This window comes from Mucilaginibacter rubeus (assembly GCF_003286415.2).
Lineage (GTDB): Bacteria > Bacteroidota > Bacteroidia > Sphingobacteriales > Sphingobacteriaceae > Mucilaginibacter > Mucilaginibacter rubeus_A.
In genome coordinates, this window is sequence record NZ_CP043450.1 from 213,218 (window position 1) to 238,571 (window position 25,354).

The 25,354-nt window shown below is 43.7% G+C and carries 19 protein-coding genes and 1 riboswitch; of the genes, 12 read left to right on the forward strand and 7 right to left on the reverse strand.

What is annotated here, in order from left to right:
• The first annotated feature begins 69 nt into the window (after nt 1-69).
• Complete coding sequence (locus DEO27_RS00900) at nt 70-1,644, forward strand: GDSL-type esterase/lipase family protein (RefSeq protein WP_112572453.1); 1,575 nt, start codon at nt 70-72, stop codon at nt 1,642-1,644.
• 212 nt (nt 1,645-1,856) lie between these two features.
• Here the strand turns inward: DEO27_RS00900 and DEO27_RS00905 are convergent, their stop codons facing one another.
• Nucleotides 1,857-2,825 (reverse strand): glycoside hydrolase family 5 protein, encoded by a 969-nt coding sequence (locus tag DEO27_RS00905; RefSeq protein ID WP_223818120.1) that lies wholly within the window; start codon nt 2,823-2,825, stop codon nt 1,857-1,859.
• A gap of 159 nt (nt 2,826-2,984) precedes the next feature.
• Between DEO27_RS00905 and DEO27_RS00910 the strand changes: the two genes are divergently transcribed.
• On the forward strand, nt 2,985-4,250 hold the full coding sequence (locus tag DEO27_RS00910) for an ectonucleotide pyrophosphatase/phosphodiesterase (protein WP_112572573.1): 1,266 nt from the start codon (nt 2,985-2,987) through the stop codon (nt 4,248-4,250).
• Between the two features lie 9 nt (nt 4,251-4,259).
• Complete coding sequence (locus DEO27_RS00915; protein WP_112572449.1) at nt 4,260-4,763, forward strand: hypothetical protein; 504 nt, start codon at nt 4,260-4,262, stop codon at nt 4,761-4,763.
• Here the strand turns inward: DEO27_RS00915 and DEO27_RS00920 are convergent.
• Both DEO27_RS00920 and DEO27_RS00925 read right to left on the reverse strand, forming a co-directional pair.
• Nucleotides 4,755-5,690 (reverse strand): DUF72 domain-containing protein, encoded by a 936-nt coding sequence (locus DEO27_RS00920; protein ID WP_112572446.1) that lies wholly within the window; start codon nt 5,688-5,690, stop codon nt 4,755-4,757. The two genes, DEO27_RS00915 and DEO27_RS00920, sit on opposite strands and share 9 nt — an antisense overlap.
• Before the next feature lie 162 nt (nt 5,691-5,852).
• Complete coding sequence (locus tag DEO27_RS00925) at nt 5,853-6,614, reverse strand: SDR family oxidoreductase (protein ID WP_112572443.1); 762 nt, start codon at nt 6,612-6,614, stop codon at nt 5,853-5,855.
• A gap of 458 nt (nt 6,615-7,072) precedes the next feature.
• Nucleotides 7,073-7,187: riboswitch (SAM riboswitch) on the forward strand.
• A 305-nt stretch (nt 7,188-7,492) separates the two neighbouring features.
• Here DEO27_RS00925 and DEO27_RS00930 point away from each other — a divergent pair.
• Nucleotides 7,493-7,894 carry a transmembrane 220 family protein gene (locus tag DEO27_RS00930; protein ID WP_112572441.1) on the forward strand — a complete coding sequence of 134 codons (402 nt, stop codon included), beginning with the start codon at nt 7,493-7,495 and terminating at the stop codon, nt 7,892-7,894.
• Nucleotides 7,895-8,259: 365 nt separating this feature from the next.
• On the opposite strand, the gene DEO27_RS00935 is transcribed toward DEO27_RS00930, so the two are convergent.
• Together DEO27_RS00935 and DEO27_RS00940 are read right to left on the reverse strand one after the other, a co-directional pair.
• The gene (locus tag DEO27_RS00935; protein ID WP_112572439.1) at nt 8,260-9,108 is read right to left on the reverse strand and encodes a transglutaminase-like domain-containing protein; all 849 of its coding nucleotides are present in this window, start codon (nt 9,106-9,108) and stop codon (nt 8,260-8,262) included.
• A 4-nt stretch (nt 9,109-9,112) separates the two neighbouring features.
• The gene (locus tag DEO27_RS00940) at nt 9,113-9,850 is read right to left on the reverse strand and encodes a peptidase (RefSeq protein WP_112572437.1); all 738 of its coding nucleotides are present in this window, start codon (nt 9,848-9,850) and stop codon (nt 9,113-9,115) included.
• A gap of 748 nt (nt 9,851-10,598) precedes the next feature.
• On the opposite strand from DEO27_RS00940, the gene DEO27_RS00945 reads away from it, so the two are divergent.
• Nucleotides 10,599-11,603, forward strand: a complete 1,005-nt coding sequence (locus DEO27_RS00945; protein ID WP_112572433.1) for a nucleoside hydrolase — start codon at nt 10,599-10,601, stop codon at nt 11,601-11,603.
• Nucleotides 11,604-11,671: 68 nt separating this feature from the next.
• The gene (locus DEO27_RS00950) at nt 11,672-11,896 is read left to right on the forward strand and encodes a hypothetical protein (RefSeq protein WP_112572431.1); all 225 of its coding nucleotides are present in this window, start codon (nt 11,672-11,674) and stop codon (nt 11,894-11,896) included.
• Here the strand turns inward: DEO27_RS00950 and DEO27_RS00955 are convergent, their stop codons facing one another.
• Nucleotides 11,897-12,646 (reverse strand): YdcF family protein, encoded by a 750-nt coding sequence (locus tag DEO27_RS00955; RefSeq protein WP_112572429.1) that lies wholly within the window; start codon nt 12,644-12,646, stop codon nt 11,897-11,899.
• Between the two features lie 101 nt (nt 12,647-12,747).
• On the opposite strand from DEO27_RS00955, the gene DEO27_RS00960 reads away from it, so the two are divergent.
• Both DEO27_RS00960 and DEO27_RS00965 read left to right on the forward strand, forming a co-directional pair.
• Complete coding sequence (locus DEO27_RS00960; protein ID WP_091175047.1) at nt 12,748-12,957, forward strand: hypothetical protein; 210 nt, start codon at nt 12,748-12,750, stop codon at nt 12,955-12,957.
• A 12-nt stretch (nt 12,958-12,969) separates the two neighbouring features.
• Nucleotides 12,970-13,524: an arylesterase gene (locus tag DEO27_RS00965; protein WP_112572427.1), complete on the forward strand. Its 555-nt coding sequence runs from the start codon at nt 12,970-12,972 to the stop codon at nt 13,522-13,524.
• A 51-nt stretch (nt 13,525-13,575) separates the two neighbouring features.
• Here DEO27_RS00965 and DEO27_RS00970 read toward each other — a convergent pair whose 3' ends face one another.
• Nucleotides 13,576-14,622, reverse strand: coding sequence for a sterol desaturase family protein (locus DEO27_RS00970; RefSeq protein ID WP_112572425.1), 1,047 nt, complete (start codon nt 14,620-14,622; stop codon nt 13,576-13,578).
• 331 nt (nt 14,623-14,953) lie between these two features.
• Between DEO27_RS00970 and DEO27_RS00975 the strand changes: the two genes are divergently transcribed.
• The 4 genes from DEO27_RS00975 to DEO27_RS00990 all read left to right on the forward strand — a co-directional run bounded on the left by DEO27_RS00975 (nt 14,954) and on the right by DEO27_RS00990 (nt 25,304).
• Nucleotides 14,954-17,737, forward strand: coding sequence for an ABC transporter permease (locus tag DEO27_RS00975; protein WP_223818121.1), 2,784 nt, complete (start codon nt 14,954-14,956; stop codon nt 17,735-17,737).
• A gap of 171 nt (nt 17,738-17,908) precedes the next feature.
• Nucleotides 17,909-20,338: an FtsX-like permease family protein gene (locus DEO27_RS00980; RefSeq protein ID WP_112572423.1), complete on the forward strand. Its 2,430-nt coding sequence runs from the start codon at nt 17,909-17,911 to the stop codon at nt 20,336-20,338.
• An 89-nt stretch (nt 20,339-20,427) separates the two neighbouring features.
• On the forward strand, nt 20,428-22,788 hold the full coding sequence (locus tag DEO27_RS00985) for an ABC transporter permease (protein WP_112572421.1): 2,361 nt from the start codon (nt 20,428-20,430) through the stop codon (nt 22,786-22,788).
• A gap of 122 nt (nt 22,789-22,910) precedes the next feature.
• The gene (locus tag DEO27_RS00990) at nt 22,911-25,304 is read left to right on the forward strand and encodes an ABC transporter permease (RefSeq protein ID WP_112572419.1); all 2,394 of its coding nucleotides are present in this window, start codon (nt 22,911-22,913) and stop codon (nt 25,302-25,304) included.
• Nucleotides 25,305-25,354 lie beyond the last annotated feature (50 nt).

A 25,354-nucleotide genomic window follows, 5' to 3' on the forward strand; every position in this document is an offset into this window, starting at 1 on the left:
TCGGCATCTTGCTTATTAGCTTTATGCTGTTATTTTTGTATATCAACATTAACCTGAATTAAACCTCCCATGAAATTAAAACTGATAGGCTCCTTACTCCTGTTAGCGTGTCTTGGTGCGCAAGCTCAGCAAAAAGTTATTCCGTTGTATCCCGGTGCGGCCCCCGGTTCTGAAAGCTGGAACTGGAACGAAGCCGAAAGCGAAAACAATGCTTTTAACACCAAAGTAGTTTACAACGTTACACGTCCCTCATTAAGCGTTTTCCTGCCTGATTCAGCTATTGCCACGGGTACGGCCGTAGTTATTTGTCCGGGCGGCGGTTTTCATACCCTTTCTATCAACAGCGAGGGGTATGACGTAGCTAAATGGCTCAACAAACAGGGGGTGGCCTGTTTTGTACTCAAATACCGACTGGCACACAGTTTAACCAATGATCCGGTAAAAGAGCTGATGAGCAAAATGAGCCAGAAAGATTTTCCTAAACAGGTAGCGCCAATTATCCCTCTGGCCGTAGCTGACTCGCGCACGGCTCTTGCCTATGTACGTGAACATGCTGCCGAATATCATGTTTCGCCGAAGCGCATCGGGATCATGGGCTTTTCGGCAGGAGGTACATTGGCTGGTGCAGCCGCATTTAATTATACGGCCGCTAATAAACCCGATTTTGACGCGCCTATTTACGCTTACGTACCGCCCGAATTGCTTTCACAAATTCCTGATGACGCGCCGCCAATGTTCATTGCCGCCGCTACTGATGATCAACTTGGCCTTGCACCGCATAGTGTTGAGCTTTACAGCAAATGGCTGGCATCAAAACACAGCGCCGAATTGCATATGTACCAAAAAGGCGGTCATGGTTTTGGCATGCGCAAACAAAATCTGCCTACCGACAACTGGATAGAACGTTTTAACGACTGGCTGGAACTAAACGGTTTACTGAAACCGGTTGACCCTAAGATAAAATCGGTGAAAGAGAGGAACGAACAGTGGGAAGCCTACCACAAGCAATGGGAAGACGCTTTTCATAAAGACTGGGCAAATATGGGTCGTTACAAAGCCGATAATGACAAAATAAAAGCATCGGCCCCAAACCCTAAAAGTGTAGTTTATATGGGCGATTCCATTACCGATTTCTGGCTCAACAGGGATTCGACCTTTTGGAGCGGCAAGCCATATTATAATCGTGGCATCAGCGGCCAAACCACTACCCAAATGCTGGTACGTTTCCGTGAAGATGTAATTGACCTGAAACCCGGCGCGGTAGTGATCCTGGCGGGTGTTAATGATATAGCCCAAAATAACGGCCCTATAGCTATTGAAGATATTTTTGGCAATATTCAATCCATGGCCTTGCTGGCCAAAGCTGCCAATATTAAAGTGGTGATTTGTTCGGTATTACCTGCTTATGCTTTCCCATGGCGTCCGGGTATGGAGCCTGCCCAAAAAGTTATCCAGCTTAATAGCATGCTTAAAGCATTTGCCGATGCCCAGAAAATGGTTTATGTAGATTACCACCGCGCCATGGCCGACGAGCGTAAAGGCCTGCCAAAAAATCTTGCCGCCGATGGTGTACATCCTACTTTAGAGGGCTACCGGATAATGGGGCCGTTGGTAGAGAAAGGGATAGCAGAGGCTCTGAAATAACTTCAGTTAAATCTCTCATGAATGAGGCGCAATCAAGCAGAAAGCAAGGGCAGGTGCGATTCCCCTCTCGAGAGGGGGTGTAGGGGTGTGTTCTTTCTTCGATAAGTCAATCGTAGAACATACCCCTGCTTGCGCTCATACCGCCGCGCCCCCTCTCAAGAGGGGAATTTTGCCGGCTTCGCATTTTGCTATTACCACCCTTTGTTAAAGGCTTACTTATTCAACTCCCTCAATACATTCCTGATAAAGATGCCGGCCGGGGTTAGGTTGGCTTTTGTCCAGCCACCTTGTATGGGGGCATTGTTTTGCAGCAGGGCGGTGGTTTCGTGTTTATCGGTGATATTCCAGTTAGTCCAGCTTAGTTTATTGTCTTCGGTCCATTTAAGCCAGGCTTGAGTTTTTTGCAGATTAAATTCACCGTCGCCGCTGGCTTCGCCAACGCCCCATTCGGTAACAATCAACGGTAGTTTCATGGCGATAGCCTTGTCAGCTTTTGCCCGTAAAGCATCCTGATGATACGGGTCGCTGGCATAAAAGTGGAAAGAATAGGCTATATTACTGTAGCCCTTTATCGGATCGGCAGCGGCAATATCTACATCCTGGTCCCAGTGCGGACTGCCCACTACTATGATATTACTCTTATCGTATTTGCGGATGACTGGGATGATTTGCAGCGCATAATCCTTAACCGTTTTCCAGTCGGTTTTTTCAGGTTCGTTCCAGATTTCGTAGATCACGTTAGGTATACCGACATATTTCTTAGCCATCTGCCTGAAAAAATCTTTCGACTCGCTCACATGCAGGTTTGAGTTATGATCGTGCCAGTCTATCAGCACATAAATACCGCTCCTTATCGCCTGGTCAACTACACTTACAATCAGGTCTTTTTGCTCTTCAGGTTGTTGCAGATAGCCGCCATCGGGCTGCACACCCATTGCGGCCCGGATAATGGATGCTTTAAAATCGTCGGCTAACCAGCTTACTACGCCCGGATTAAAATACTTACGCCCCTGCCAAAGCGACCATGAAAAGCTGATCCCCCTTAATTGAGGGGCAACACCATGTTCGTTTACAAGTTTGCCATTCTCTACCTTTAGCTTACCGTTTTGGGCAACAGGTGTTTGGGCCGATACAGACCAGCTAAAGGCAACTGACAATAATAGCGCTATAAGGATTTTCATTCGCAATTAAATTAAGAGGAAAGTAATTTATAGCTACGTTGCTGCTTTTATAGCAAGATGTAAAAATTTGATTAGATAATGCTAAAAACAGCCAAAGTTTACCGGTTGTTTTTATTCAGGTAACGCGGTATGGCTACATTCGCGCATCATTGTTTCAGCATGAAAAAGTACAGTATTCTTTTAGTTTTCCTATTACTGGTTAGCGCCGCTTTCGCGCAGGATACCACGCAAAAAATAATCCCCAACCGTAAAAACAGCATTGCTCAACAGAAAAAGCCTTACGTTATCCTGATTTCGGCAGATGGCTTCAGGTATGATTATGCTAAAAGATACAACGCGCAGCATTTACTTGGTTTAAGCGCCAAAGGCGTACAGGCCGAATCTATGATCCCTTCATATCCTTCGGTAACTTTCCCTAATCACTATGCTTTAGTAAGTGGCTTATATCCATCGCACTCTGGTTTGGTTAATAACTCCTTTTATGATCGTGCGCGTGACGACAGTTATTCCATGGGCAATAAGCAAAAGGTAAAGGACAGCAGCTGGTATTTTGGTTCGCCACTTTGGGTTTTGGCCGAGCAGCAAAAAATGGTTTCGGCAAGTTTTTACTGGGTGGCTTCGGAGGCGGCCATACAGGGCATTAACCCTACTTACTATTATGTTTATAATGATAAGATAGACATTCATGACCGGATCAGTGCCGTGGTAAACTGGCTGAAGCTTCCTGAAGATAAACGCCCGCACCTGATCACATTTTACTTTCCACAGGTTGACCACGCGGGCCATACCTTTGGCCCTGATGCTTCGGAAACCGAGCATGAGGTACATTTTGTTGATTCGGCAGTTAATGAGCTGAACAAGGCTGTAAAAACTACCGGCGTTGATGTTAACTTCATTTTTGTATCAGACCACGGTATGACCAAAATTGACCGTGAGCATACTATGGGCATTCCCGCTGCCATTGACACGGCTAAATTCAAGATCTCCGGCGACGGTATACTGGTTGAATTGTATGCCAAAGATAAAGCGGCTATCCAGCCAACTTATGATCGCCTTAAAGCTGAAGCGAAGGATTACGATGTATATCTGAAAGCCAATATGCCGGCTAACATGCACTATAGTACTGCCGACGATTGGCATAACCGCATAGGCGATATTTTGCTGATTCCGCATTATCCCCTGATTTTTAATTTATGGAACAATAAAAAAATAAATATCGGCTGGCATGGTTATGATCCATACGCTGTAAAAGATATGCACGCTACCTTCCTGACTTGGGGGCCGGCCTTTAAAACAGGCAAACAAGTACCTTCTTTTAAAAATGTTGATGTTTTTAATTTAGTAAATCGGATATTGGGGCTTAAATACAATGGTAAGGTTGATGGCACCGATCAACTTGCCGATGAGATCCTCATTAAAAAATAAAAACATCCTATGAAAAAAGTATTCAGGCTCCTGATCATCATATTGTCGCCACTGGCTTTACACGCGCAAAACCCGGCTGTAGTAAAACAACAGGCTACCTTAATGGCCCAAAGCATGACCAAAGGCGATTACAAAGGCATCGTTAATTACACTTATCCTAAAGCGGTGCAAATGGCCGGTGGTAAAGAAAAAATGACAGCCATGATGGGCGCAGCCATGCAGCAGATGAAAGCCGCTGGTATAAACTTTGAAAGTATTACCGTAGGCGACCCCGGCAAGTTTTACAAGGCCGGTACCGAAACCCATTGCCTGCTGCCGGAAACCATCGTTATGTCAAGCCCTAAAGGCAGGGTAGCTATGCATAGCTACCTGTTGGCGGTTAGCGGCGATGGTGGTAAAAGCTGGTCGTTCCTGGATATGAACAACTCTACCGCCGATAAGGTGAAGCAACTGATCCCAAACTTTAACCCGGCTTTAAAAATTCCGCCTGCTACTACCGAGCCATTACAATAAGAGCGAGGTTTGTGCGGTTGGCTTATCGTCGCGTTGGATAAACGTTGGGCGCATTAGCTGCGTGCCCAGCGCTTTGTTTAATTCTTCAACTACGTAATCGGCCAGTTCGGGCGAGTAACGCTCATCGTGCTGGTGCATAAAAAACCATACCGATTTAAGTCCCTGATCTTTCCAGTTTTTAATCCTTTCAACCCACTCGTCAACGCGGGCGTAATCGGTAGGATGGAGGCTGTTACCTACAAAGCGGATAAAGGCATGCGGTGTGGGCAAAGCCATGTGCACTACATCGCGTCTGCCGCTGGCATCAGTTATAATTGAACCAATATTGAGTTCGCGGAAGAGGTTAAATACCCTGTCGCGGTTTTCGGCAACGGCAAACCAGTCTTTATGGCGTAGCTCAACAAATACCGGGATATCTTTCGGCAATTGCTCCAGGTAGGCTTTAAGTTCCGGGAAGCTTTTAGGCGTATAGTTATCGCTCAGCTGTAAAAACAGCGGGCCAAGCTTTTCGCCGAAGGCTAAAATACCTTCATAGTAGGTAGTGGTAATATCATCGGCGTTTTTTAAACGGCGAATATGGCTGATACTTTGTGAAAATTTGGGGCAAAATTTAAAACCGGGGTTGCTATCGGCCTTGGTTTTCCATTTAGCAATAGTGTCGGTGCCGTAAACCTGGTAGAAGGTAGCGTTAAGCTCTATGCAATCAAAGTGCTTAACATATTCGTCCAGGAAATTGGCGTCTTTGGTTTTTGGCGGATAGATCTTGCCGATCCATTCCTTGCGTCCCCATTTAGCACAGCCAACATGTACCTGCAGAGGTACATCATTTTTGGCGGCTGCAAGCGTATCAACAGTAATCTGCGGATCTGCTGGCAGGGTAAAATCAACCCTTACTAATTCCTCATCTGTTACTCTACCAAATTCCATTTGCTTTTTTTGTGGGAAAGATAGTGATTTGGTTGATTAGGTGAGTGGTTGATTGGGGGAATAGTTGATTAGGTTGAAAGCTCGCAAACAAGCATTCCGCCTGTAACTACTCACTTAATCAACCCAGTCAACCACTCACCTAAAAATCAACCACTCACTAAACTACAAGAACATCCCGCCCGAAGCTTCAATACGCTGAGCGTTGATCCAGCGGGCATCTTCTGTACAAAGGAAGGCTACTACGCCTCCGATATCATCCGGCTGACCAACCCTGCCTAAAGCTGTTGATTTCGACATCATTTCTTCCAAACCGGGGTGTGAGTCAAATGCCGCTTTGGTAAAATCGGTCTGGATGATACCCGGAGCCACAACGTTTGCGGCTATACCGCGACCGCCCAGTTCTTTTGCAAGGTATTTGGTAAATACTTCAATAGCGCCTTTCATGGATGCATAGGCAGCATAGCCGGGAGTTGAGAAACGAGCCAGTCCGGTCGAAAAATTGATGATGCGGCCGCCATCGGCAATTATAGGCAGGCTTTTCTGGGTTAAAAAGTAAACGCCTTTAAAATGCACATTAAACAGGTTGTCAAAATCCTCTTCGGTGGTTTGTGCAAATGGCGAGGCCGCGTCAATACCCGCGTTGTTGATCAGAAAATCAAAAGTATCACGTCCCCATTTTTCATTTAGGGTTGATTTTAGTGTTGTAATAAAAGCATCAAATGTTGATACAATACCGGTATCCAGCTGCAAAGCGGCAGCCTTTTGCCCCATCAATTCTATTTCGGCCACAACAGCTTCGGCTTCTTCTTTTTTGGTGCGGTAAGTAACTATAACGTCAATGCCTTTTTGGGCGATGTGTTTTGCGGCGTTTTTGCCCAGGCCTCGGCTACCGCCGGTTATTAATGCTATTTTGTTTGCTTTCATTATGGTGTGTTTTAATGTTTTAACAATACAAAGGTGCAATGGTTAGCTAATAAAATTATGGTGACTACTTCAGATTAAATGGTGATCATTTAAGTTTTTTAGTGGGGAGTACCAAAAAACAAAGTGAAGATATCGGAAATTCCCTCCCCCGGGAGGGGTGCGTTAGGGTTGCGTATTGGCAGGGAGGGGTTTATACGTCTTTGCAATGACCGGCATCTCGCTGAACCCCTCCCTACACCCTCCCAGGGGAGGGAATCGCACGGCCCGCGCTCTTCCTTTTTATGGTCTAATGGCTATCCTGTCTCAAACAAAGACATCACAATCACTCCCTTCCTGAATTTATCTCCCTCAAAATCAATATAAAACAAATATAAATGAAATTAAACTACTAAAACCATAGGATTTATATAATTAATTATTACATTTGCACTGTCAACAACGACAAAGCGTTCTTTTATAACTTATCAAGAAAGACTGAGGGAAAGGCCCAAAGACGTCTTAGCAACCTGTACATCCGCATAATGTAAAAGGTGCTAATTCCTGCTCCTGTGCAAAACGGGAGAGAGATAATTATATCTACACCCCACAACCGATCTGATTAAGTGATTTTTTTCTATAGTTTTCAAGTCGCGTGACCGAGAGGATAGGTGGGGGTCCGCAATACCCTAAACGGCAGTTCGAATCTGCCCGCGACATCAAATTTTCATCAGGTTCATTTTATATACATCAATTTTCCTGCCTGTTTTTGCCACTTTTTAAGTATATAAAAACTATTTTTTGCCTTTAAAAAGTGCAAACTAAATTTCTATATTTAGCATTGCTTAACCTGCATATTAGGCGCCAAAACCAGTATAAATTATTGCAATTGCTTTTTACTTATGAAAATCTTCAACATTGTATGGATTGTACTTTTTATCATCTTCGCGGGTTTACAGTATAATGATCCCGACCCATACCTTTGGATGCCTATTTATTTGTATTGTGCCTGGTTCTGCTACCTTGCGGCAAAAAAAGAATTTTATCCAATTGGGTACGCGGTAGGTATCGCTGTTTTTACAGGCTACGCCATCTATAAAATATTTGACAATAATGGCCTGGTAGACTGGTTTGAATACCACCATGCCGAAAGCCTTGTACAAACCATGAAAGCCGAAAAGCCATGGGTTGAAGAAGTACGTGAGTTTTTTGGATTGGTGATATGTATAGCGGTACTGGGAGCCAATTGGGTTTACGCGGTGAAAGAGCGTAAAAAAGTGCCGGTTAAAAAGGGGAAAAGGTAAAGATTTGCCAAGGGGCTTGTTTCAAATACCTTGAAGGCTATTACACGATCTATCCTTTAAAGCTGATCATAAATAAGCGATGTCATTTCGACGAAAAAGCGTTGGGTTTGAGCTCCGGTGAGGAGAAATCTTATACACCATGCATTTTCGCTTTGCTTTGAGTATAAGATTTCTCTTTCGCCCGTACATCAGCCCAACCCGCTGCTCTATCGAAATGACATTTTTTGACACCTGTTTTAAAATTTTGTCATGCTGAGGAACGAAGCATCTTCTTCGCTCTGTACAGCGGCTTTGTCTACTGAAGGAGATCCTTCGCTATCGCTCAGGATGACAAATAGATAGGGGCGGTTTACAGAGCTTCCCTTTTACAAATACGACAATCCCTTAAACTCACCATCAACATAATAAAATGGTTCAAAGCCGTCTTCGGCAAGCTCGCAGCTTACCTGCATGGTTGTAAAGGTAACGTCGCCAAAAATGTTGGCTATGGCCGAGTCGGCGGCATCATGACCGGTGGCTATTTTGACCAGGCCGTTTAATGGTACCAGTCGTGTAGCATCAAACAGAATCCATTTTCCACCAAGGTATGCCTCAAAGCAGGCATGAAAATCAGCCGGTTTAAGGTGATAGGCATAACCAGTAAAATATCTTGCCGGAATAGTTAAGGCCCGGCAAAGAGCTATACCTAAATGCGCGAAGTCCCTGCAAACACCTGCCTGTTCAGTTACCGTATCAAAAGCGGATGTTTGCGAATTGGTTGAACCACTTAAGTACTGCACGTTTTTATGGATCCAGTTGGTTAATTCAACTACTTGCTCAAAAGGGTTGGTTATATGCCCAAACATATTATGGGCAAGACGATATAACTTGTCCGACTGGCAATAGCGGCTCGGGTTAAGATAAGGCAACACCGGCGAAGGCAATTCCGAAACGTGGGTTTCCTGTAGCTCACTGAAATCGGCTACTTCATAACAATTATCAACTACAGCCTTGTAAGTGACTTTAATATCAGGCGTATCGGCACTCACATCAAAGCGCACTAAACGGCTTTCGCCCTGCAGCGTTTGCAGTTCTTCAAACTTAATGTACGGCTCTAAGCTAAATTCTTCGCTTAGTATGGTTTGATTGGGGCTGCGTAATGCATGTATGTTTAAAATCAATGTGCCGGGCGACCGCACCACATATTCCATTTGGGAAAACACATCGAATTTCATGTTATCAGCTTTCTGTTTTTATTTCTTCTAATTTGTTAAATGTCGCGTCCATCCAGTCTTCCGATATATGGTCGAGGGCAAGTTTCAGTTCTTCGGCCCATTGGGTGGAGATGTGTTCCAGATCTTGCTTGTTATAACGTTGCTCAACAATATTAAAGCTATCCTTTTTATAAACAGCAACATCTATAGGGAAATCAACATTATTTGAGCTTACCCTTGTTGAATCGAACGAAAGAAAACCTGTTTTCAACGCCAATTTCAGGCTCGAGTTTTCATCAAGAATCCGGTTTAGGATAGCCTTGCCATGGCCCGAATTACCGATAACCACATAAGGCGCACCTTGTCCCAACTCAACCCAGTTACCTTCGGGATAAAGCAAAAACAGCTTGTGCTCATCGTCATCGCGTAATTGTCCGCCTATGATGGTATTCAGGTCAAACCGTAAGCCAGAGGCATCAAGCGATTCCTTATCTTCCTGGGCGGCACGTTTCACCTGCTCGCCAAAAGCATTCACGGCTTTGTACATTTTGTTGAACTCGGCTGTTTCCAGTAGTTCATTGAAATAGATCACTGCCTTATCGCGCACCGAACGCAAGCCACTGGTCATGATAAACAGCGAGAAGTGATCTTTTTGTTCTATTGTGATCTTCTTTTTTACAGTAGTATCAGTCCCCGAAGTTATGCGGGTGTCGGCAATGGCCAACAACCCCTCTTTAACTTTAATTCCCAGGCAATAAGTCATTTGATTAGCGAGTTCGTTATAAATTAATACCTGCCAAAGTAATCAAATAATGTGATAATTAACCTTTAAAAAGCCATCGCAGCCTTTTAGGAATTCCTGAAGTTAAATTTGAATTTAATTAACTGCCTTAAGATATAATATCCTATCCTAAAAAGAAAGTTCACAAAGCTTATTTTGCGCAAAAATATTCCTACCTTGTTTAAAATCTATCTCCATGCACTACTCGCAACAGGAAATACAACCGATTTTAACCAACCTCAATAAGAACAAATTTTATGAAAAGTTCTGCTATCAAGACTCCACGTCGAAATATAATTTGAAGTTTTCATTTGGGATGACTAAGAATGTCAAGTTTTCAATACTCCTTATTCAAGGTCACGTACAATTTCTTATAGATAGCGTCGGAGTTAATGAACTCTCTGCGGTTATAGCTAACATGCAGCATTTAAGACAAATTTTAGATACAAAAAAAACTACAATCGAAAATCAATTTAATATGATGATAAGAGATTAGAAAAGCACCCCGACGAAGGACTTAGCTAAAGAACAAAATCCACAACTGCAAATGCATAACATGGCTTTAAATAATTCGGGGCGGCATCTATATTTTTCTTTTTACCGCGCATCTAATATTAATTGATTAGAATAATCATTTTAATAAATGCGAATTAATTTCTTAGATTTATAGTATCGCAACTTGTTAATAACCAATTATTAATAGCATCTACCTAAAATTTTATTGTAAAAAATGAACCTTAGATCAGCATCCCTCACCTTGCTATTATTTTTTACGTTGAGCTTTTCCAAAGCGCAAAAACACAATCCTATCCCTGTTATTTTTGATACTGATATTGCCGGCGATTATGACGATGTAGGCGCGATGGCGTTGTTACATGCCTTTGCCGATAAAGGCGAAGCAAAAATATTGGCTACCATATCATGTAATGCTTTTGAAACTACTGCGCCAACCATCAGCGTGATCAATACTTATTTTGGCAGGCCCGATATCCCGATAGGGATTGTAAAAAAAGATAAACCCAATAAAGACTGTGCGCAACGCTGGGCACAAGCTATCATAGCAGGATATCCGCATAAAATTAAATCAAACAGCCAGGCAGTTGAGGCGGTGTCGCTTTACCGCAAAATACTGGCAAGCCAGGCCGATGGCAGTGTGACCGTTATTTCGGTTGGCTTTTTTACCAACCTGGCCGATCTGCTTCGTTCAGGAGCTGATAAATACAGCGAGTTAACAGGAGTGCAACTGGTAAAACAGAAAGTGAAAAACCTGGTATCCATGGCTACCGGCATAGGTGCTGATGGTAAAACTTTCAGCGAGTACAACGTAAATGTAGATGCAGCTTCGGCGCAGGAAGTATTTAAAAACTGGCCTACACCGATAACCTTAAGCGGTTTTGAAATAGGCGAAAAGATCCTGACGGGAATTAAGCTCACCCATAACTATTCGATACAAAACAGCCCGATAAAGGATGCCTTTCAGATTGCGCTGGACAGGGATAAAAATACAATAGGCCGTAACAGTTGGGATGAAACAGCCGTGCTAACTGCCATCAGAGGGCCTAAGCCATATTTTGCGTACCGAAAGCTTAATATGGAGATAAAGGATGATGGTACCGACGTGGTAATACCCGGCGAACGATTTTTATACCTTCAGTTTGCTATGGAACCGGGAGCTATTGCAAAAGATATTGAACAACTGATGATGCATCAGCCTTTAAAAAAGGCCAAACGGTAGTGGTTAAAAAAATACCAACTACTTGGTATTGAATTTTCGGCCGATTGGTGGCACCTTAGTTTTAAATTATGAGCAAACCAATTAAAATTCAGGTATCAATTTTTTGCGAGCCTTGCATCATTTGCGGCAGCAGACCTGTAATTGCACAGGCCAAGGGTAAATTTATAGTGAGATGCGGTGCCAATCCGGATCATTATCAAACTCCGCCGGGTTTGGTTGATATTGCCAACTGGAATAAGCATAATAAGCGCGATCCTAAAATGCTTGTACCCAGTCAGCTAAGGCATGGCTGATCATTTAAAATAGCGAGTTACTACGTAGCCGATGGCTTCTTTTATGTACGTTCCCCAACCGGCCAGGGCGCCGGCATTGGGCAGGAAGTCATCGAATGATACGGCAAATCTCCGGCTTGAAAAATTGCATGGGTACGCTATAACATCAACCCCCTGCTTTTTAAATATCATCATGGAGCGGCGCATGTGAAATGCCGAGGTAACCAACAGATATGGGCCTTTAAGTTTGTGCTGTTGCAGTACTACCTTTGAAAATGCAGCATTCTCGATGGTGTTACGCGATTTGGATTCGCTGAGTATACAACTGTCGGGTACCTGCATTTCCTTGAGTTGCTCTCTTGTCCAATCGCCCTCCCTAAATGCTGATGGCATCAAAAGACCGTTTCCTCCTGTTACCAAAATATGACTAACCTGGCCGGTTCTTTGTAATCGTACGCCCTGGATAAACCTATCGGCAGCACCATTAAAAAAGCCCCCGCCATTGCCATCATCCGAGCTGAAACCACCCAGCACAATTGCACAAGTATATTTTTTGTCTGCCGGTACATTTATTTCCCTGATATCCCAGCACCAGCTTACAAAGTTAATTACCAGTGGGTTGGAGAAAATATAAAGTGCGATAATACCGATAAGCAAAAATTTCCGTTTACGTTTTACGTTCTTTGAAAAAAGGGCTATCAGTAAAAATGCGAATACCCATAAAAGCAGGTTCATTATAAATGAAAGCACTTTTGAAAATATAAAAAACATATTGTGGCTATTGTGTTTAAGTGCTTCAAATATAGAAGCTTTTAGTAAACCGGGTAACAAACTGGCATTATCATTGTCATATATCAGAAAAGAAAATTAAAATGGGCTTTATCAAAACTCTTGCTATAGGTGCTGCAGTTGCTTACGGCATAAATTACGTAACCAAAAAAGGACCGGACGGTAAATCAATTATCGATAACCTGGTTGACAATGCCCCTGAATGGGCAGATCGCGCTAAAAAATACGGTGAGCTTACTTTAGAGCAAATTGCCGTACGTACTCAAAATTTCAGGGACAACAGCAGGCGTTAACTTACCCTGCTTATGCACAATATATTATTCTTTGGCGATAGCCTTACGGCAGGCTATGGCCTTAAAGATGTAAAGAATGAATCATTACCCGCACTAATCCAGCAAAGAATTGATGCCGGTGGTTTGGCCTATCATACAATTAACGGTGGGCTCAGCGGTGATACTACTTCAGGTGGCCTGTACAGGCTTGATTACTGGATAAACCGGCCTGTAGCTGTATTTGTGTTGGAACTGGGTATTAATGATATCATAAGGGGAATCCCGCCCCAAACTACAGCGCATAACCTGCAAACCATAATTGACAGGGTTAAACAAAGGCATCCTCACGTTAAGATAGCCTTAATGGGTATGGAAATTCCTGCTTTTATTCCCGGTGCATTTGCTGCACAGTTTAAAGCCATTTTCCGGAAGCTTTCAGAAACAAATCATACAGCGTTTGTCCCGTTTTATTTACAGGATGTTGCCGGTATTGCCCATCTTAACCTGCCCGATAGGCTTCATCCCAATGCCGAAGGCTATAAGATTATAGCCGATAACGTTTGGCCGGTGATAAAAAAGTTGCTGTAAATTAATACTGAATGTGTTGGCTTTAGGCTTTAAGCATTCTGCTTTCAGCTTTTATACCACTTCTTCCTTTTTACCCTGCTCTACAGTTTTCTTTTCCTGTTGATGGTCTTTTGGCTCAAGCGATTCAAAGTAGGCCTTTTTAACCACAGTTGTCATTTTATGATCGCCGGTATGGCTCCAGCCGGGAGGCATAATAATATACAGGAACTTGTTTTTGATACCCGGGGCCTTGCGCACATCTTTAGCCAGCGCTATGATCTCGCCAAAGTAGGCATCTAAAAAGCTGTTTTTAATCATAGGGCGGCTGATGCCATATTCAATCGGGATTTTGCGGTCTTCATTTTGGAAAGTACCGAATACTTTGTCCCATATAGGCAGCAGGTTGCAAAAATTGGTATCCATGTATAATGGGTTGCGCGCATGGTGTACCCTGTGGTGCGAAGGTGTAAGAACAATGTTATTCAAAAAGCCAAGGCGACCGTCTTGAATAAGGTTTTCGCCGATATGGATCATTGATCCCCAGAAACCATCTATAAACATAATCACAAACAGCATTGGCGGGTTTACGCCCAGTAAAATGCAAATGCTGGTACGGATGAGATCAGCATAAGGAGCTTCAAGGAAAAAGTGCGCGAAGGTAACCGAAAGGTTCATGCTTTCGGGCGCATGATGAGTTGAATGCAGGCACCATAAAATCCTTACTTTATGTGCAAGATAATGGTACCAGAAATGCGCGAATTCCCACACGATATAACCGTAAATGAACCAGTACCAGGTAAACGTGGTTTTAAGAACGGCAAACCTTGAAAAAAAGCCGATACAGAAGCCTACCATGGCTATGGATAGCACGCTGCCTATAAAAGCATTGAGTACGTATGTCCAGAATGAGATTTTGTAATGGATTACCTTGAATTTTTTATAAAAAGCCCCCCTGATGATCTCGAATACCAGAAGTACAGGCAGCATGGGGCCTAATAAGGCTGTAATGCCGTCATAGGTGAGCAGCTTACCGTAATCGCCAGATTTGACGATGTCGTATAATCCGCCTAAGCCAAAAAATCCTGTAATCTGATCGTATATCGCTTTTAAAAAATCCATTTTGAAAAATTAGGTTAACCGGTAAAAGGTTTTTCCAAATCTATAAATTTTATTTGTATGTATGTAGGTACATGTTACTTTTTTTTAAAAATAACGTCTCTTTAAATGTGTTGTAAATGAGCGTAATGCTTTATGCTTTTTAACGGCCCGGAACCCGGGTGACCGTCTATTTTGTTATAAAAGCGGACGCAGCATGTACGGTTTCGTACAGTAATGCTATTTGTTTTTGTTTAAATATTTGATAATTAATAAGTTATATAAATGGCACATGTTTTATTTAGCATTAACAGTAGTGTACTGCCTTTTGATAAACTGATAACCTGTTTGGGATATGAACTTAGATGACCACGTTTGGAACCTGGCTTCAAAGAAGTTGGCCCGCGAAGCTTCGGATGGGGAGCTGCGCGAGCTGAACGCTTTATTGGCCGAAAATCCCGAACTGCATAGTCAGCTAAAATTAATGTCTAAATGGTGGGATGAAGGAGAAGAAAAGCCTGAAAATAATAGCTCAGCTTTATTTGGCAGGATCCAGGCAAAGATCAAAGATATTGAAGGGAGTATCTCGCCTGAACCTGTAGTTGGAGAGCGATCCCCGGCTAAAGGGACGCAGCGCAAACCAGCTAATCATAACAGCAATAGGGAATTAAAACCATATAGTCCGTTTTTTAACCGTACAGCCATGATCAAAAATTACCTGAAAGTAGCTCTCAGACAGTTGCGTAAACAAAAGATGTATACCGCTATTAAAATTGGTGGCTTTGCGTTTAGCATTGCAGCCTGTCTTTTAATAGCCCTGTACATTCGTGACGAGCTGAGCTTTGACAGAAGCTATCCTAACGCCAGTAATATTTATCGTTTAATTGCCGATTACCACGATGGCGGCTCGCGTGAAAAAGGTGTCGACTGGCCTTCGGTTATGGGGAAGGTGATCAAGCAGGATTTTCCGGAAGTGGAGAAATCGGGTCGGCTGATGCCTAATTCGCTTTTTTGGGGTGCCGGCAGCAATGAACTAAAACGTGCAGATCAGGCTGATAACACCCATGAAGAAGGTTTTGCCTATGCCGATCAGGGTTTGATTGACATTTTGAATGTGCCCATGGTTTATGGCGATCCTAAACACGCGCTGACCGAACCTTTGAGTATCGTTATCTCAAAAAGCAAGGCCGATAAATACTTTCCCGGCCAAAACCCGGTAGGGAAGGTGATCTACCTGAATAATAACAAAACCAAGCCTTTTAAAATATCGGCAGTAATGCAGGATATGCCAAATAACTCGCACCTGCACGAGTTTAAGTTTTTGCTAACTCTTGCCGGAGTTGAGTTCTGGAATGGTGAGCAGGCCACCTGGGACGCCAATAACTACCATATTTATATGGCGCTGAAGCCCGGTACCAATATAGCGCAGTTTGAAAAAAAGGTGAGCGCCAATATTCTTAAAAACTACTATGTGCCCAACATGATTAAAAACGGCGATAAGCGGGCAAGCCGGGTAATGGATATTTTTAGCATGAAAGTGCAGAATATCCAGGATATCAACCTGCTCTCTTATGATATTCATGATGGTATGTCGCATGGGGATATGAGGTTTATCTGGTTGTTTGGCGCGGTAGCTGGCTTTATTTTGGTCATTGCCTGTATCAACTTTATTAACCTTTCAACCGCTAAGTCGGCCAACAGGGCCAAAGAGGTTGGTTTGCGCAAAGTTGTTGGTTCGCAACGGGCTGGTTTGATCAGGCAGTTCCTTACCGAGTCATTACTCTATAGTTTTTTCTCTTTTGTTTTAGGCTTGATACTGGCCTGGGTTATGTTGCCTTACTTTAATATTCTGGCATCCAAATCGCTGCATATGCCATGGGCACAATGGTGGCTGGTTCCAGTGATATTAGTTTCGGCTTTCCTGATTGGTATTGTGGCCGGCATTTATCCCGCGTTTTACCTGTCGGGCTTTAAACCAGCTGATGTGCTGAAAGGCAAACTAAGCACCGGTAGCAAAAGCTCGGGCCTCAGGAACGTGCTGGTAGTTTTTCAGTTTACAACATCTATTATACTCATCATCAGCACGGTGGTTATTTATAACCAGATGCAGTTTATCCTTAATAAAAAGGTAGGCTTTGAAAAAGACCAGGTAGTGATGATCCAGGGCACCAACACACTTGATAACCAGGTGAAGGCATTCAAGAATGAGCTTGTAAAGCTGCCTACGGTTAAAAGTGCTTCCATCAGTGATTTCTTGCCGGTATCAGGTACCAAGCGTAATGGCAACCAGTTTTTTAATGATGGCAAGCAAAAAACGGAAGCCGGTGTTGGCGGGCAGTTTTGGGATGTTGATCATGATTACCTGAAAACTTTAGGTATTAAACTGGTGGCAGGCCGTGACTTTAACCCTGATATGAAAACCGATTCGCAGGCGGTAATCATTAATCAGACTATGGCCAGTAAACTGGGGCTCAAAAATCCGATAGGTAAAAAGATTGTAAACTATGGTGCCGGCAGAACTATTATTGGGGTGGTTCAGGACTTTAATTTTGAATCCATGCGTGATGGCATAGAGCCCATGGTGCTGCACCTGGAAGCCAGCGAATCAATAGTATCTGTAAAAATAAAAGCAGGAGATGTAAAGAACGCCCTCGCGCAGATCACAACTACCTGGAAGCAGTTTGCTCCTAACCAACCAATCCGCTATACTTTTATGGATGAGCGATTTGCCAGTATGTATGCCGATGTTCAGCGCATGGGGCGAATTTTTACAAGCTTCGCGGTATTGGCAATCATCATAGCTTGTCTTGGCCTGTTTGCCTTAGCAGCCTTTATGGCCGAGCAGCGTAGCAAGGAAATAGGGATCCGTAAAGTGTTGGGCGCTACCATAGGGAACATCACCACCATGTTATCCATGAATTTTGTGAAACTGGTATTTATTGCCATTGTAATAGCAACACCGATAGCCTATTACGCCATGACACAATGGCTACAGGATTTTACCTACCGGGTAGAGCTGAAGTGGTGGATGTTTGCTCTTGCAGGCGTAGCTGCTATCATGATAGCGCTGGCCACGGTAAGTTACCAAAGCATAAAAGCCGCGTTAACGAACCCGGTAAAGAGTTTGAAAACGGAGTAGAGGTGGTTAGAGGTTGGAGATTAGAGGTTAGGTAGGCTGAATGTAATAATTCATGTCATTGCGAGGAGGAACGACGAAGCAATCGCATGCTATACAGAGCGGCCCTGCTTCCGTGCGATTGCCACGCTTCGCTCGCAATGACATATTTGAATGAACCATTGAACCAATAAAATGATAAAGAGTTATTTAAAAACAGCATGGCGGTTTTTGTTGAAAAACAAAACCTTTAGTTTAATTAATATAGTTGGGTTGGCTACGGGTACGCTTTGCTGCCTTTACATTTTGCTGTATGTGCAGGACCAGTATAGTTACGATAAGCAACATAAGGATGTTAAAGATATTTATCGCGTCACCACCGCGCTTGAACTAACCGGTGATAAACACAATAGCGCCACCAGTTCGCCGCCAATTACACCTGCCATGAAGAACGAGTTTGGTGAGGTATTGCAATATACCCGCCTGGTAACTACCGAGGGTTTTGGCGCTAAACAACACCTGCTGCGTTACAAGGAAAAATCATTTTATCAGCAAAACGCGGCATATGTTGATTCTACGTTTTTTGATGTGTTCAACTTCCATTTTGTAGCCGGCAACGCTAACAAAGTGTTATCTGAGCCTTATACCATCGTATTGCAGAAACCGGTTGCCGATAAACTTTTCGGCAGCGAAAACGCGGTAGGGAAAATGATCTCTATCGATAATTCATTCGGAAAGCATGATTTTAAGGTTACCGGGGTGGTAGATGAGAGTGCCGGCCAGTCGCACATCAAAGTAAGTATGTTCATGGCTATGAACAGCGGTGGCTTAGGCCAGTATGTAAGGCAAAATACTGCCTGGGCGGGCAATAACTTTTTGTACGCTTATGTGAAACTTCGCCCGGATGCCAATGCTGCCGCGCTTGAAAAAAAACTCCCCGACTTTTTAAATAAATACGGTGCCGACCAATTGAAAGCTATCGGTATGAAAAAGGTATTGCACTTGCAGCCGGTAACCACCATTCATACCACGCCCGGGCATGAGCATGAGCTTACCAAAACGCTTGATCCGGCATTTTTGTATATCATGATATTGGTAGCTGTGTTGATACAGGTAGTGGCCTGTATTAACTTCATGAACCTTTCAACCGCGCGCGCATCAAAACGGGCTAAGGAAGTTGGCGTGCGTAAGGTAATAGGTGCCGGCCAGGGCGATTTGATGAAACAATTTTTGGGCGAATCATTTATGCTCACACTAATTGGCGTGGCTATAGCCCTGCCATTGCTGATAGTACTGCTTCCGTTCTTAAATCAGGTAACCCATACCGATATTCACTTATCATTTTTTAGCAATTACAAGCTTTGGATAATGCTGGTATGTATGGTAGTGGTTACCGGCTTTGTGGCGGGCAGCTACCCGGCTTTTTACCTGTCTGCATTTAAAGCCATTAAAGTTATCAAGGGGAATTTTACCAATCATATTTCGGCAGCGGGCATTCGTAAATCATTGGTGGTATTCCAGTTTGTATTGTCGATAGTACTCATAACCGGCATTATTGTGATATATAGCCAACTTAACTTCGTGAAGAATAAAGATCTTGGCTTCGACCAGAACCAGAAGCTGATCTTTAATTTTTATACCGAAACCACCCAGGGCAAAATGAAAAATTTTGCAAACGATTTAAGGCAGCTGGCTGGGGTAAAAACCGTAAGCAATGCCGATAATTACCTGAGTCAGTTTGTACCTCACGACCATGGAGTTTATACCGCAGGGGGCAACATGGCTACTGCTACCGACGCACAAAATATTGTTACCGATGAATTTTTTGCCAAAGCAAACGGCATTAAAATAATTGCCGGCAGGGATTTTCGTATTGGCGATACTACCCGCGTACTTATCAATGAAACTTTATGCAAACGATTAGGAATAAAACCCGACGCTGCTCCGGGCACCCGACTTTATACCCAATATGCACCGGATCCGGTAACCTTTGTTGAGGTGGCCGGTGTAATGAAAGATTTTAATTACAACTCGCTGCATATGGAAGTAAAGCCATTCATGCTGGTTTACCGTAACGATCCGCGGCAGTTTAATGTAATGGTGGTATCAACCAGTAGCAAAAACTATAAATCGATGCTTGACAAAATGGAAGCCCTGTGGCGAAAAGACATTGCCGATGCGCCATTTGAATATTCGTTTTTAGATGCCGAAGTACAAAAGCAATATGAAAGTGAAGTTACCCTGTCGCAAATCATCAACTCCTTTACGCTGATGGCTATCGTGATTTCCTGCCTTGGTTTGTTTGGCCTGGCAGCATTCAGCGCCGAGCAGCGCAGCAAAGAGATTGGCGTACGTAAAGTGCTTGGCGCCAGCGTAACCGGCATTGTACAGCTGTTATCAAAAGATTTTGTAAAGCTGGTACTGATAGCACTTGTAATAGCCACGCCAATAGCCTGGTGGGGCATGAGTAAATGGCTTCAGGCCTTTGAGTACCGTGTGAATATTAGCTGGTGGATGTTTGCCCTTGCAGGCGTGTTGGCGTTGGTAATAGCCCTTATCACGGTAAGCTCACAAGCCATCAAAGCGGCAAGAATGAACCCGGTGAAGAGTTTAAAAGCGGAGTAGTTTAGTCACTCCGTCATTTGCTTCGCGTCATTGAGTCATTGAGCGGGCAAAATGAAATAATGACTCAATGACCTAATGAATGAAATGTCATGTTAAAGAATTACATTAAAATCGCGTTCCGCAATATTGTTAAAAACAAGGTGCATGCCTTTATTAACATCGCGGGTTTATCGGTAGGGATGGCGGTGGCTATGCTTATCGGTCTCTGGGTTTGGGATGAGCTGTCGTTTGATAAATACCACAGCACCTATAACAGCGTGGGGCAGATCATGGTAACGCAAACAGCCAATGGCGAAACAGCTACTTTCCGGTCGACAGTGGTGCCGTTAAGCGCGGAGTTACGAACCAAATATGCCAGCGATTTTAAACATGTTGCACTTTTTTGGGGTGGGGCACATATTCTTTCGGTTGGCGATAAAAAAATATCACAAATAGGTGGTTGGGCCGAAAGTGACTTGCCGGCCATGCTGGCACTGAAGATGGTAAAAGGCAGTTATTCGGGATTCAAAGACCCTACATCTATAGTCATATCTCAATCAATTGCCAAATCGCTGTTTGGTGATGCGGACCCGATCAACAAAACCATTAAGGCTGATAACAAAACCAACCTGAAGGTGATCGGCGTATATGAAGACCTGCCGCGCAATACCTCGTTTTATGAAACCAAGTTCCTGATGCCTTTTTTTAACAAAGACAGCTGGTGGGGCACACAAACCGCTGCCTGGGATAACCATGGTTGCTCATTATATGTGCAGATGGCCGATCATGTGGATTTTGACAAAGTATCGGCGAAGATCAGGAATATCACCAAGCCTCACTTTAAGATGAATGATGAAAGCATCCAGGTGCATCCGATGAGTAAATGGCACCTGTACAGTGATTTTAAAAACAGTAAACCTGTTGGCGGCTTGATTGAGATGGTTTGGTTATTTGGTATCATTGGTGTATTTGTATTGTTGCTGGCCTGTATCAATTTCATGAACCTGAGTACCGCCCGCAGCGAGAAACGCGCTAAAGAAGTAGGAATCAGAAAGTCTATTGGTTCATTACGTTCACAACTCATTAACCAGTTTTTAAGTGAGTCGATAATATTTGCCTGTCTGGCGCTGGTGGTTACACTTGGTATAGTGTTGATAGCACTGCCGTCATTTAATCATATTGCCGATAAGCAGATAGCTATACCTTTTGGTAATGCCTGGTTCTGGATGATGGTTTTAGGATTTACGTTGTTCACCGGTGCTATCGCCGGCAGTTACCCGGCGTTTTACCTGTCGTCATTTGAGCCGGTGAAGGTTTTAAAAGGGACTTTCAAGGTAGGCCGTTTTGCATCGCTGCCCCGTAAGGTTTTGGTTGTTGTGCAGTTTACAGTTTCCATCGCGCTTATTATTGGAACCATCATTGTATTCCGGCAAATTCAGTATGCCAAAAACAGGCCCGTAGGTTATTCACGCGCGGGGTTGCTTTCCATCGAAATGAATACCCCGGAAATTTACGGGCATTATGAAACTATGCGTAATGACCTGATCCAAACAGGGGCGGTTGAAGACATGGCCGAATCAAACAGTACCACAACCCAAATCTGGTCAAACAATGGAGGGTTCGACTGGGAAGGTAAGCCCGCTGGTTTTGATCCAACTTTTGGTACCATTGCCACAACTTATGATTTTGGACATACTATTGGTTGGAAAATTATTGAAGGCCGCGACTTTTCGAGGAGTTTCCCAACCGATACCGGGGCCTTTATCATGAATGAATCGGCTGTAAAAATGAGTGGGATTAAAAACCCGGTTGGCAAAGTGATCAGATGGAACAAGCAGGACCATATTGTTACCGGTGTGGTGAAGGACATGGTAATGGAATCGCCATATGCTAAACCAGTGGCCACTGTATTTATGATGATTCCGGGTTGGGTTAACTTTATAACCCTGAGGGTTAAACCAACCATGCCAATGCAGGAAGCATTAAAGAAGATAGAGCCTGTGTTTAAAAAATATAATCCCGGCAGCCCCTTCAATTTTAAATTTAATGACGATGAATATGCGCACAAGTTTTCGGACGAGCAGCGCATCGGTAACCTGGCTACCATTTTCGCGGTGCTGGCTATCTTTATATCATGCCTTGGTTTGTTTGGCCTGGCTTCATTTGTAGCCGAGCAACGTATTAAGGAAATCGGCGTGCGTAAGGTACTTGGTGCATCGGTTGCTAACCTATGGCGATTACTTTCTACCGAGTTTGTAGTATTGGTTACCATATCGCTGTTAATTGCCATACCAACCACTTATTATTATATGAACAATTGGCTGCACAGGTACGAATACCGGTCGCCCATAACCTGGTGGATCTTCGGGGCGTCAGGAGTGGGCGCTATCGTAATCACACTGCTAACCGTAAGTTATCACGCCATAAAAGCGGCGCTGGCTAATCCGGTAAAGAATTTGAGATCAGAATAAACTTTTCATTGAGTCATTCGCTTTGCGTCATTAAGTCATTTTTGTATGACGATAACCAAAACAAAATGGAGCGAAAAAATGACCCAATGACGCACAAGTAAATGACCTAATGATATAATATCATGTTCAAAAACTATTTAACCGTTGCGTGGCGAAATCTTGTTAAGAACAAGGCGCATACGCTTATTAATATTACCGGCCTTTCGGTAGGGATGGCAGTGGCTATGCTTATTGGCCTGTGGGTTTGGGATGAGTTATCGTACAATAAAAACTTTGATAATTATGACCGGATAGTTCAGGTTTGGCAAAACCAGACTTTTAACGGTGTAACAGGGTCTCAAACGGCAATGCCTATACCCCTGGGTTATAAGTTAAGAGATGATTATAAACACGATTTTAAATACGTGGTGCTTTCTTCCTGGAATTATGGACATATTATGGCCTATGGTGAGAAAAAGCTCACCAAGGACGGAAGTTACATGCAAGCCGAAGCGCCCAATATGCTTACGTTAAAAATGCTGAGGGGCACGCGTGATGGATTGAAAGATCCATCATCTGTTTTACTTTCAGCTACATTGGCTAAGGCTTTGTTTGGTGATACCGATCCGATGCTTAAAACCATCAAAATTGATAATGTATGGAATGTTAAAGTAACCGGCGTTTATGAGGATATGCCGCACAATTCAGAATTTCGCGAACTGGGTTTTATAGCTCCGTGGGATTTATATATGACCACCGCGCCGTGGTTAAAACGAGCTGAAACACGTTGGGGCAATAACTCATGGCAAATATTCGCACAGCTGAAACCCGGTGTTGATGCCGCTAAAGTTTCCGCCGAAATCAAAGACCTTAAATTGCATGCCATCAAAGCCCAGGGTGACGATGTGGGGGCCAGCTTTAAACCAGTAGTATTCCTGCACCCAATGAGTAAATGGCATCTGCACTCTGAGTTTAAGGATGGTTTTAATACCGGAGGAGATATCAAATTTGTGTGGATGTTTGGCATCATAGGTGTATTTGTATTGATGTTGGCCTGTATTAACTTCATGAACCTGAGCACTGCCCGCAGCGAAAAGCGGGCAAAAGAAGTAGGCATCCGTAAAACGGTTGGTTCGTTAAGGAGCCAGCTCATTAGCCAGTTTTTTATCGAGTCGGTAATATTGGCGCTGTTTGCTTTTCTTATTTCAATTTTGCTGGCTCAGCTTACGCTATCATGGTTCAATACAGTTGCAGACAAAACCATGCACATCCTTTGGGGGAGTGCTGTTTTCTGGCTACTTGGATTAGGCTTCAGTATCACTACCGGCTTAATAGCGGGCAGTTACCCGGCGTTCTATCTGTCGTCATTCCAGCCGGTTAAAGTACTTAAGGGTACATTTAAGGCAGGGCGTTATGCCGCGGTGCCACGTAAAATACTGGTGGTACTGCAGTTTGCCGTATCGGTTACGCTCATCATTGGTACAATCATTGTTTTCAGGCAGGTGCAGTACACCAAGAACAGGCCTATCGGTTATGAGCGTACCGGGTTGGTACAGATAGATATGCGCACCGATGAAATTCATAAACATTTTGAAGCCGTAAGGAACGATTTGCTTAAATCGGGGGCTATCATTGAAATTGCCGAGTCGGGTAGTCCGCTTACTGCTGTGTATTCAAACAATAGCGGACTAAACTGGCGAGGCAAACCAGCCGGCTTACAGGACGACTTCGCGACGATAACGCTTAGTCCGGAGTTTGGCAAGGTTGCTCAGTGGAAGTTGGTTGAAGGCCGCGATTTTGAACGCAACAGACTGGGCGATTCATCAAGCATGATTGTAAATGAAACTGCCGCCCGTTTTATGAATTTTAAGCATGCGGTAGGTGAAACAATAGACTGGGGCAAAAAATTTAAGATCATAGGCGTAGTAAAGGATATGGTGATGTCATCGCCGTACGAGCCTGTCAAGTCATCGATATTTTTGCTGGATAATGACCCGGGCGGGCTTGTAGATATCCGGTTAAATCCCAAAATGAGCGCGCACGACGCTATTGCCAAAATAGAGCCGGTTTTTAAACAGTATGCCCCTGGCAGTCCGTTTGAATATAAATTTACCGACGAGGAATATGCCCGTAAATTCACTAATGAAGAACGCATAGGCAAACTGGCCGGTTTTTTCACACTGCTGGCCATTTTTATCAGTTGTATGGGTTTATTCGGTATGGCATCGTTCATGGCCGAACAGCGCACCAAAGAAATTGGGGTACGCAAGGTACTGGGCGCGTCTGTATTCAGCCTGTGGCAACTAATGTCGAAGGAGTTTGTGGTACTGGTGAGTATCTCTTTATTGTTCGCTATACCAACAGCTTACTACTTTATGGCGGGCTGGCTGAAGGATTATAAGTATCAGGCCGAGCTATCCTGGTGGATATTCGGGGTAACCGGGATTGGTGCTATCGCGATCACATTACTCACCGTAAGTTATCAAAGTATAAAAGCTGCATCCATGAATCCGGTAAAAAGTTTGAAAACGGAGTAAGGTTTATTTCGGAATTCGGAAGTTCGATTTCGGATTTAGAGAATTGGAAA

Coding starts and splice junctions, on each gene's coding strand:
- DEO27_RS00900 (WP_112572453.1), top strand. CDS start 70: ATGAAATTAAAACTGATAGGCTCCTTACTCCTGTTAGCGTGTCTTGGT.
- DEO27_RS00905 (WP_223818120.1), bottom strand. CDS start 2,825: ATGAAAATCCTTATAGCGCTATTATTGTCAGTTGCCTTTAGCTGGTCT.
- DEO27_RS00910 (WP_112572573.1), top strand. CDS start 2,985: ATGAAAAAGTACAGTATTCTTTTAGTTTTCCTATTACTGGTTAGCGCC.
- DEO27_RS00915 (WP_112572449.1), top strand. CDS start 4,260: ATGAAAAAAGTATTCAGGCTCCTGATCATCATATTGTCGCCACTGGCT.
- DEO27_RS00920 (WP_112572446.1), bottom strand. CDS start 5,690: ATGGAATTTGGTAGAGTAACAGATGAGGAATTAGTAAGGGTTGATTTT.
- DEO27_RS00925 (WP_112572443.1), bottom strand. CDS start 6,614: ATGAAAGCAAACAAAATAGCATTAATAACCGGCGGTAGCCGAGGCCTG.
- DEO27_RS00930 (WP_112572441.1), top strand. CDS start 7,493: ATGAAAATCTTCAACATTGTATGGATTGTACTTTTTATCATCTTCGCG.
- DEO27_RS00935 (WP_112572439.1), bottom strand. CDS start 9,108: ATGAAATTCGATGTGTTTTCCCAAATGGAATATGTGGTGCGGTCGCCC.
- DEO27_RS00940 (WP_112572437.1), bottom strand. CDS start 9,850: ATGACTTATTGCCTGGGAATTAAAGTTAAAGAGGGGTTGTTGGCCATT.
- DEO27_RS00945 (WP_112572433.1), top strand. CDS start 10,599: ATGAACCTTAGATCAGCATCCCTCACCTTGCTATTATTTTTTACGTTG.
- DEO27_RS00950 (WP_112572431.1), top strand. CDS start 11,672: ATGAGCAAACCAATTAAAATTCAGGTATCAATTTTTTGCGAGCCTTGC.
- DEO27_RS00955 (WP_112572429.1), bottom strand. CDS start 12,646: ATGTTTTTTATATTTTCAAAAGTGCTTTCATTTATAATGAACCTGCTT.
- DEO27_RS00960 (WP_091175047.1), top strand. CDS start 12,748: ATGGGCTTTATCAAAACTCTTGCTATAGGTGCTGCAGTTGCTTACGGC.
- DEO27_RS00965 (WP_112572427.1), top strand. CDS start 12,970: ATGCACAATATATTATTCTTTGGCGATAGCCTTACGGCAGGCTATGGC.
- DEO27_RS00970 (WP_112572425.1), bottom strand. CDS start 14,622: ATGGATTTTTTAAAAGCGATATACGATCAGATTACAGGATTTTTTGGC.
- DEO27_RS00975 (WP_223818121.1), top strand. CDS start 14,954: ATGAACTTAGATGACCACGTTTGGAACCTGGCTTCAAAGAAGTTGGCC.
- DEO27_RS00980 (WP_112572423.1), top strand. CDS start 17,909: ATGATAAAGAGTTATTTAAAAACAGCATGGCGGTTTTTGTTGAAAAAC.
- DEO27_RS00985 (WP_112572421.1), top strand. CDS start 20,428: ATGTTAAAGAATTACATTAAAATCGCGTTCCGCAATATTGTTAAAAAC.
- DEO27_RS00990 (WP_112572419.1), top strand. CDS start 22,911: ATGTTCAAAAACTATTTAACCGTTGCGTGGCGAAATCTTGTTAAGAAC.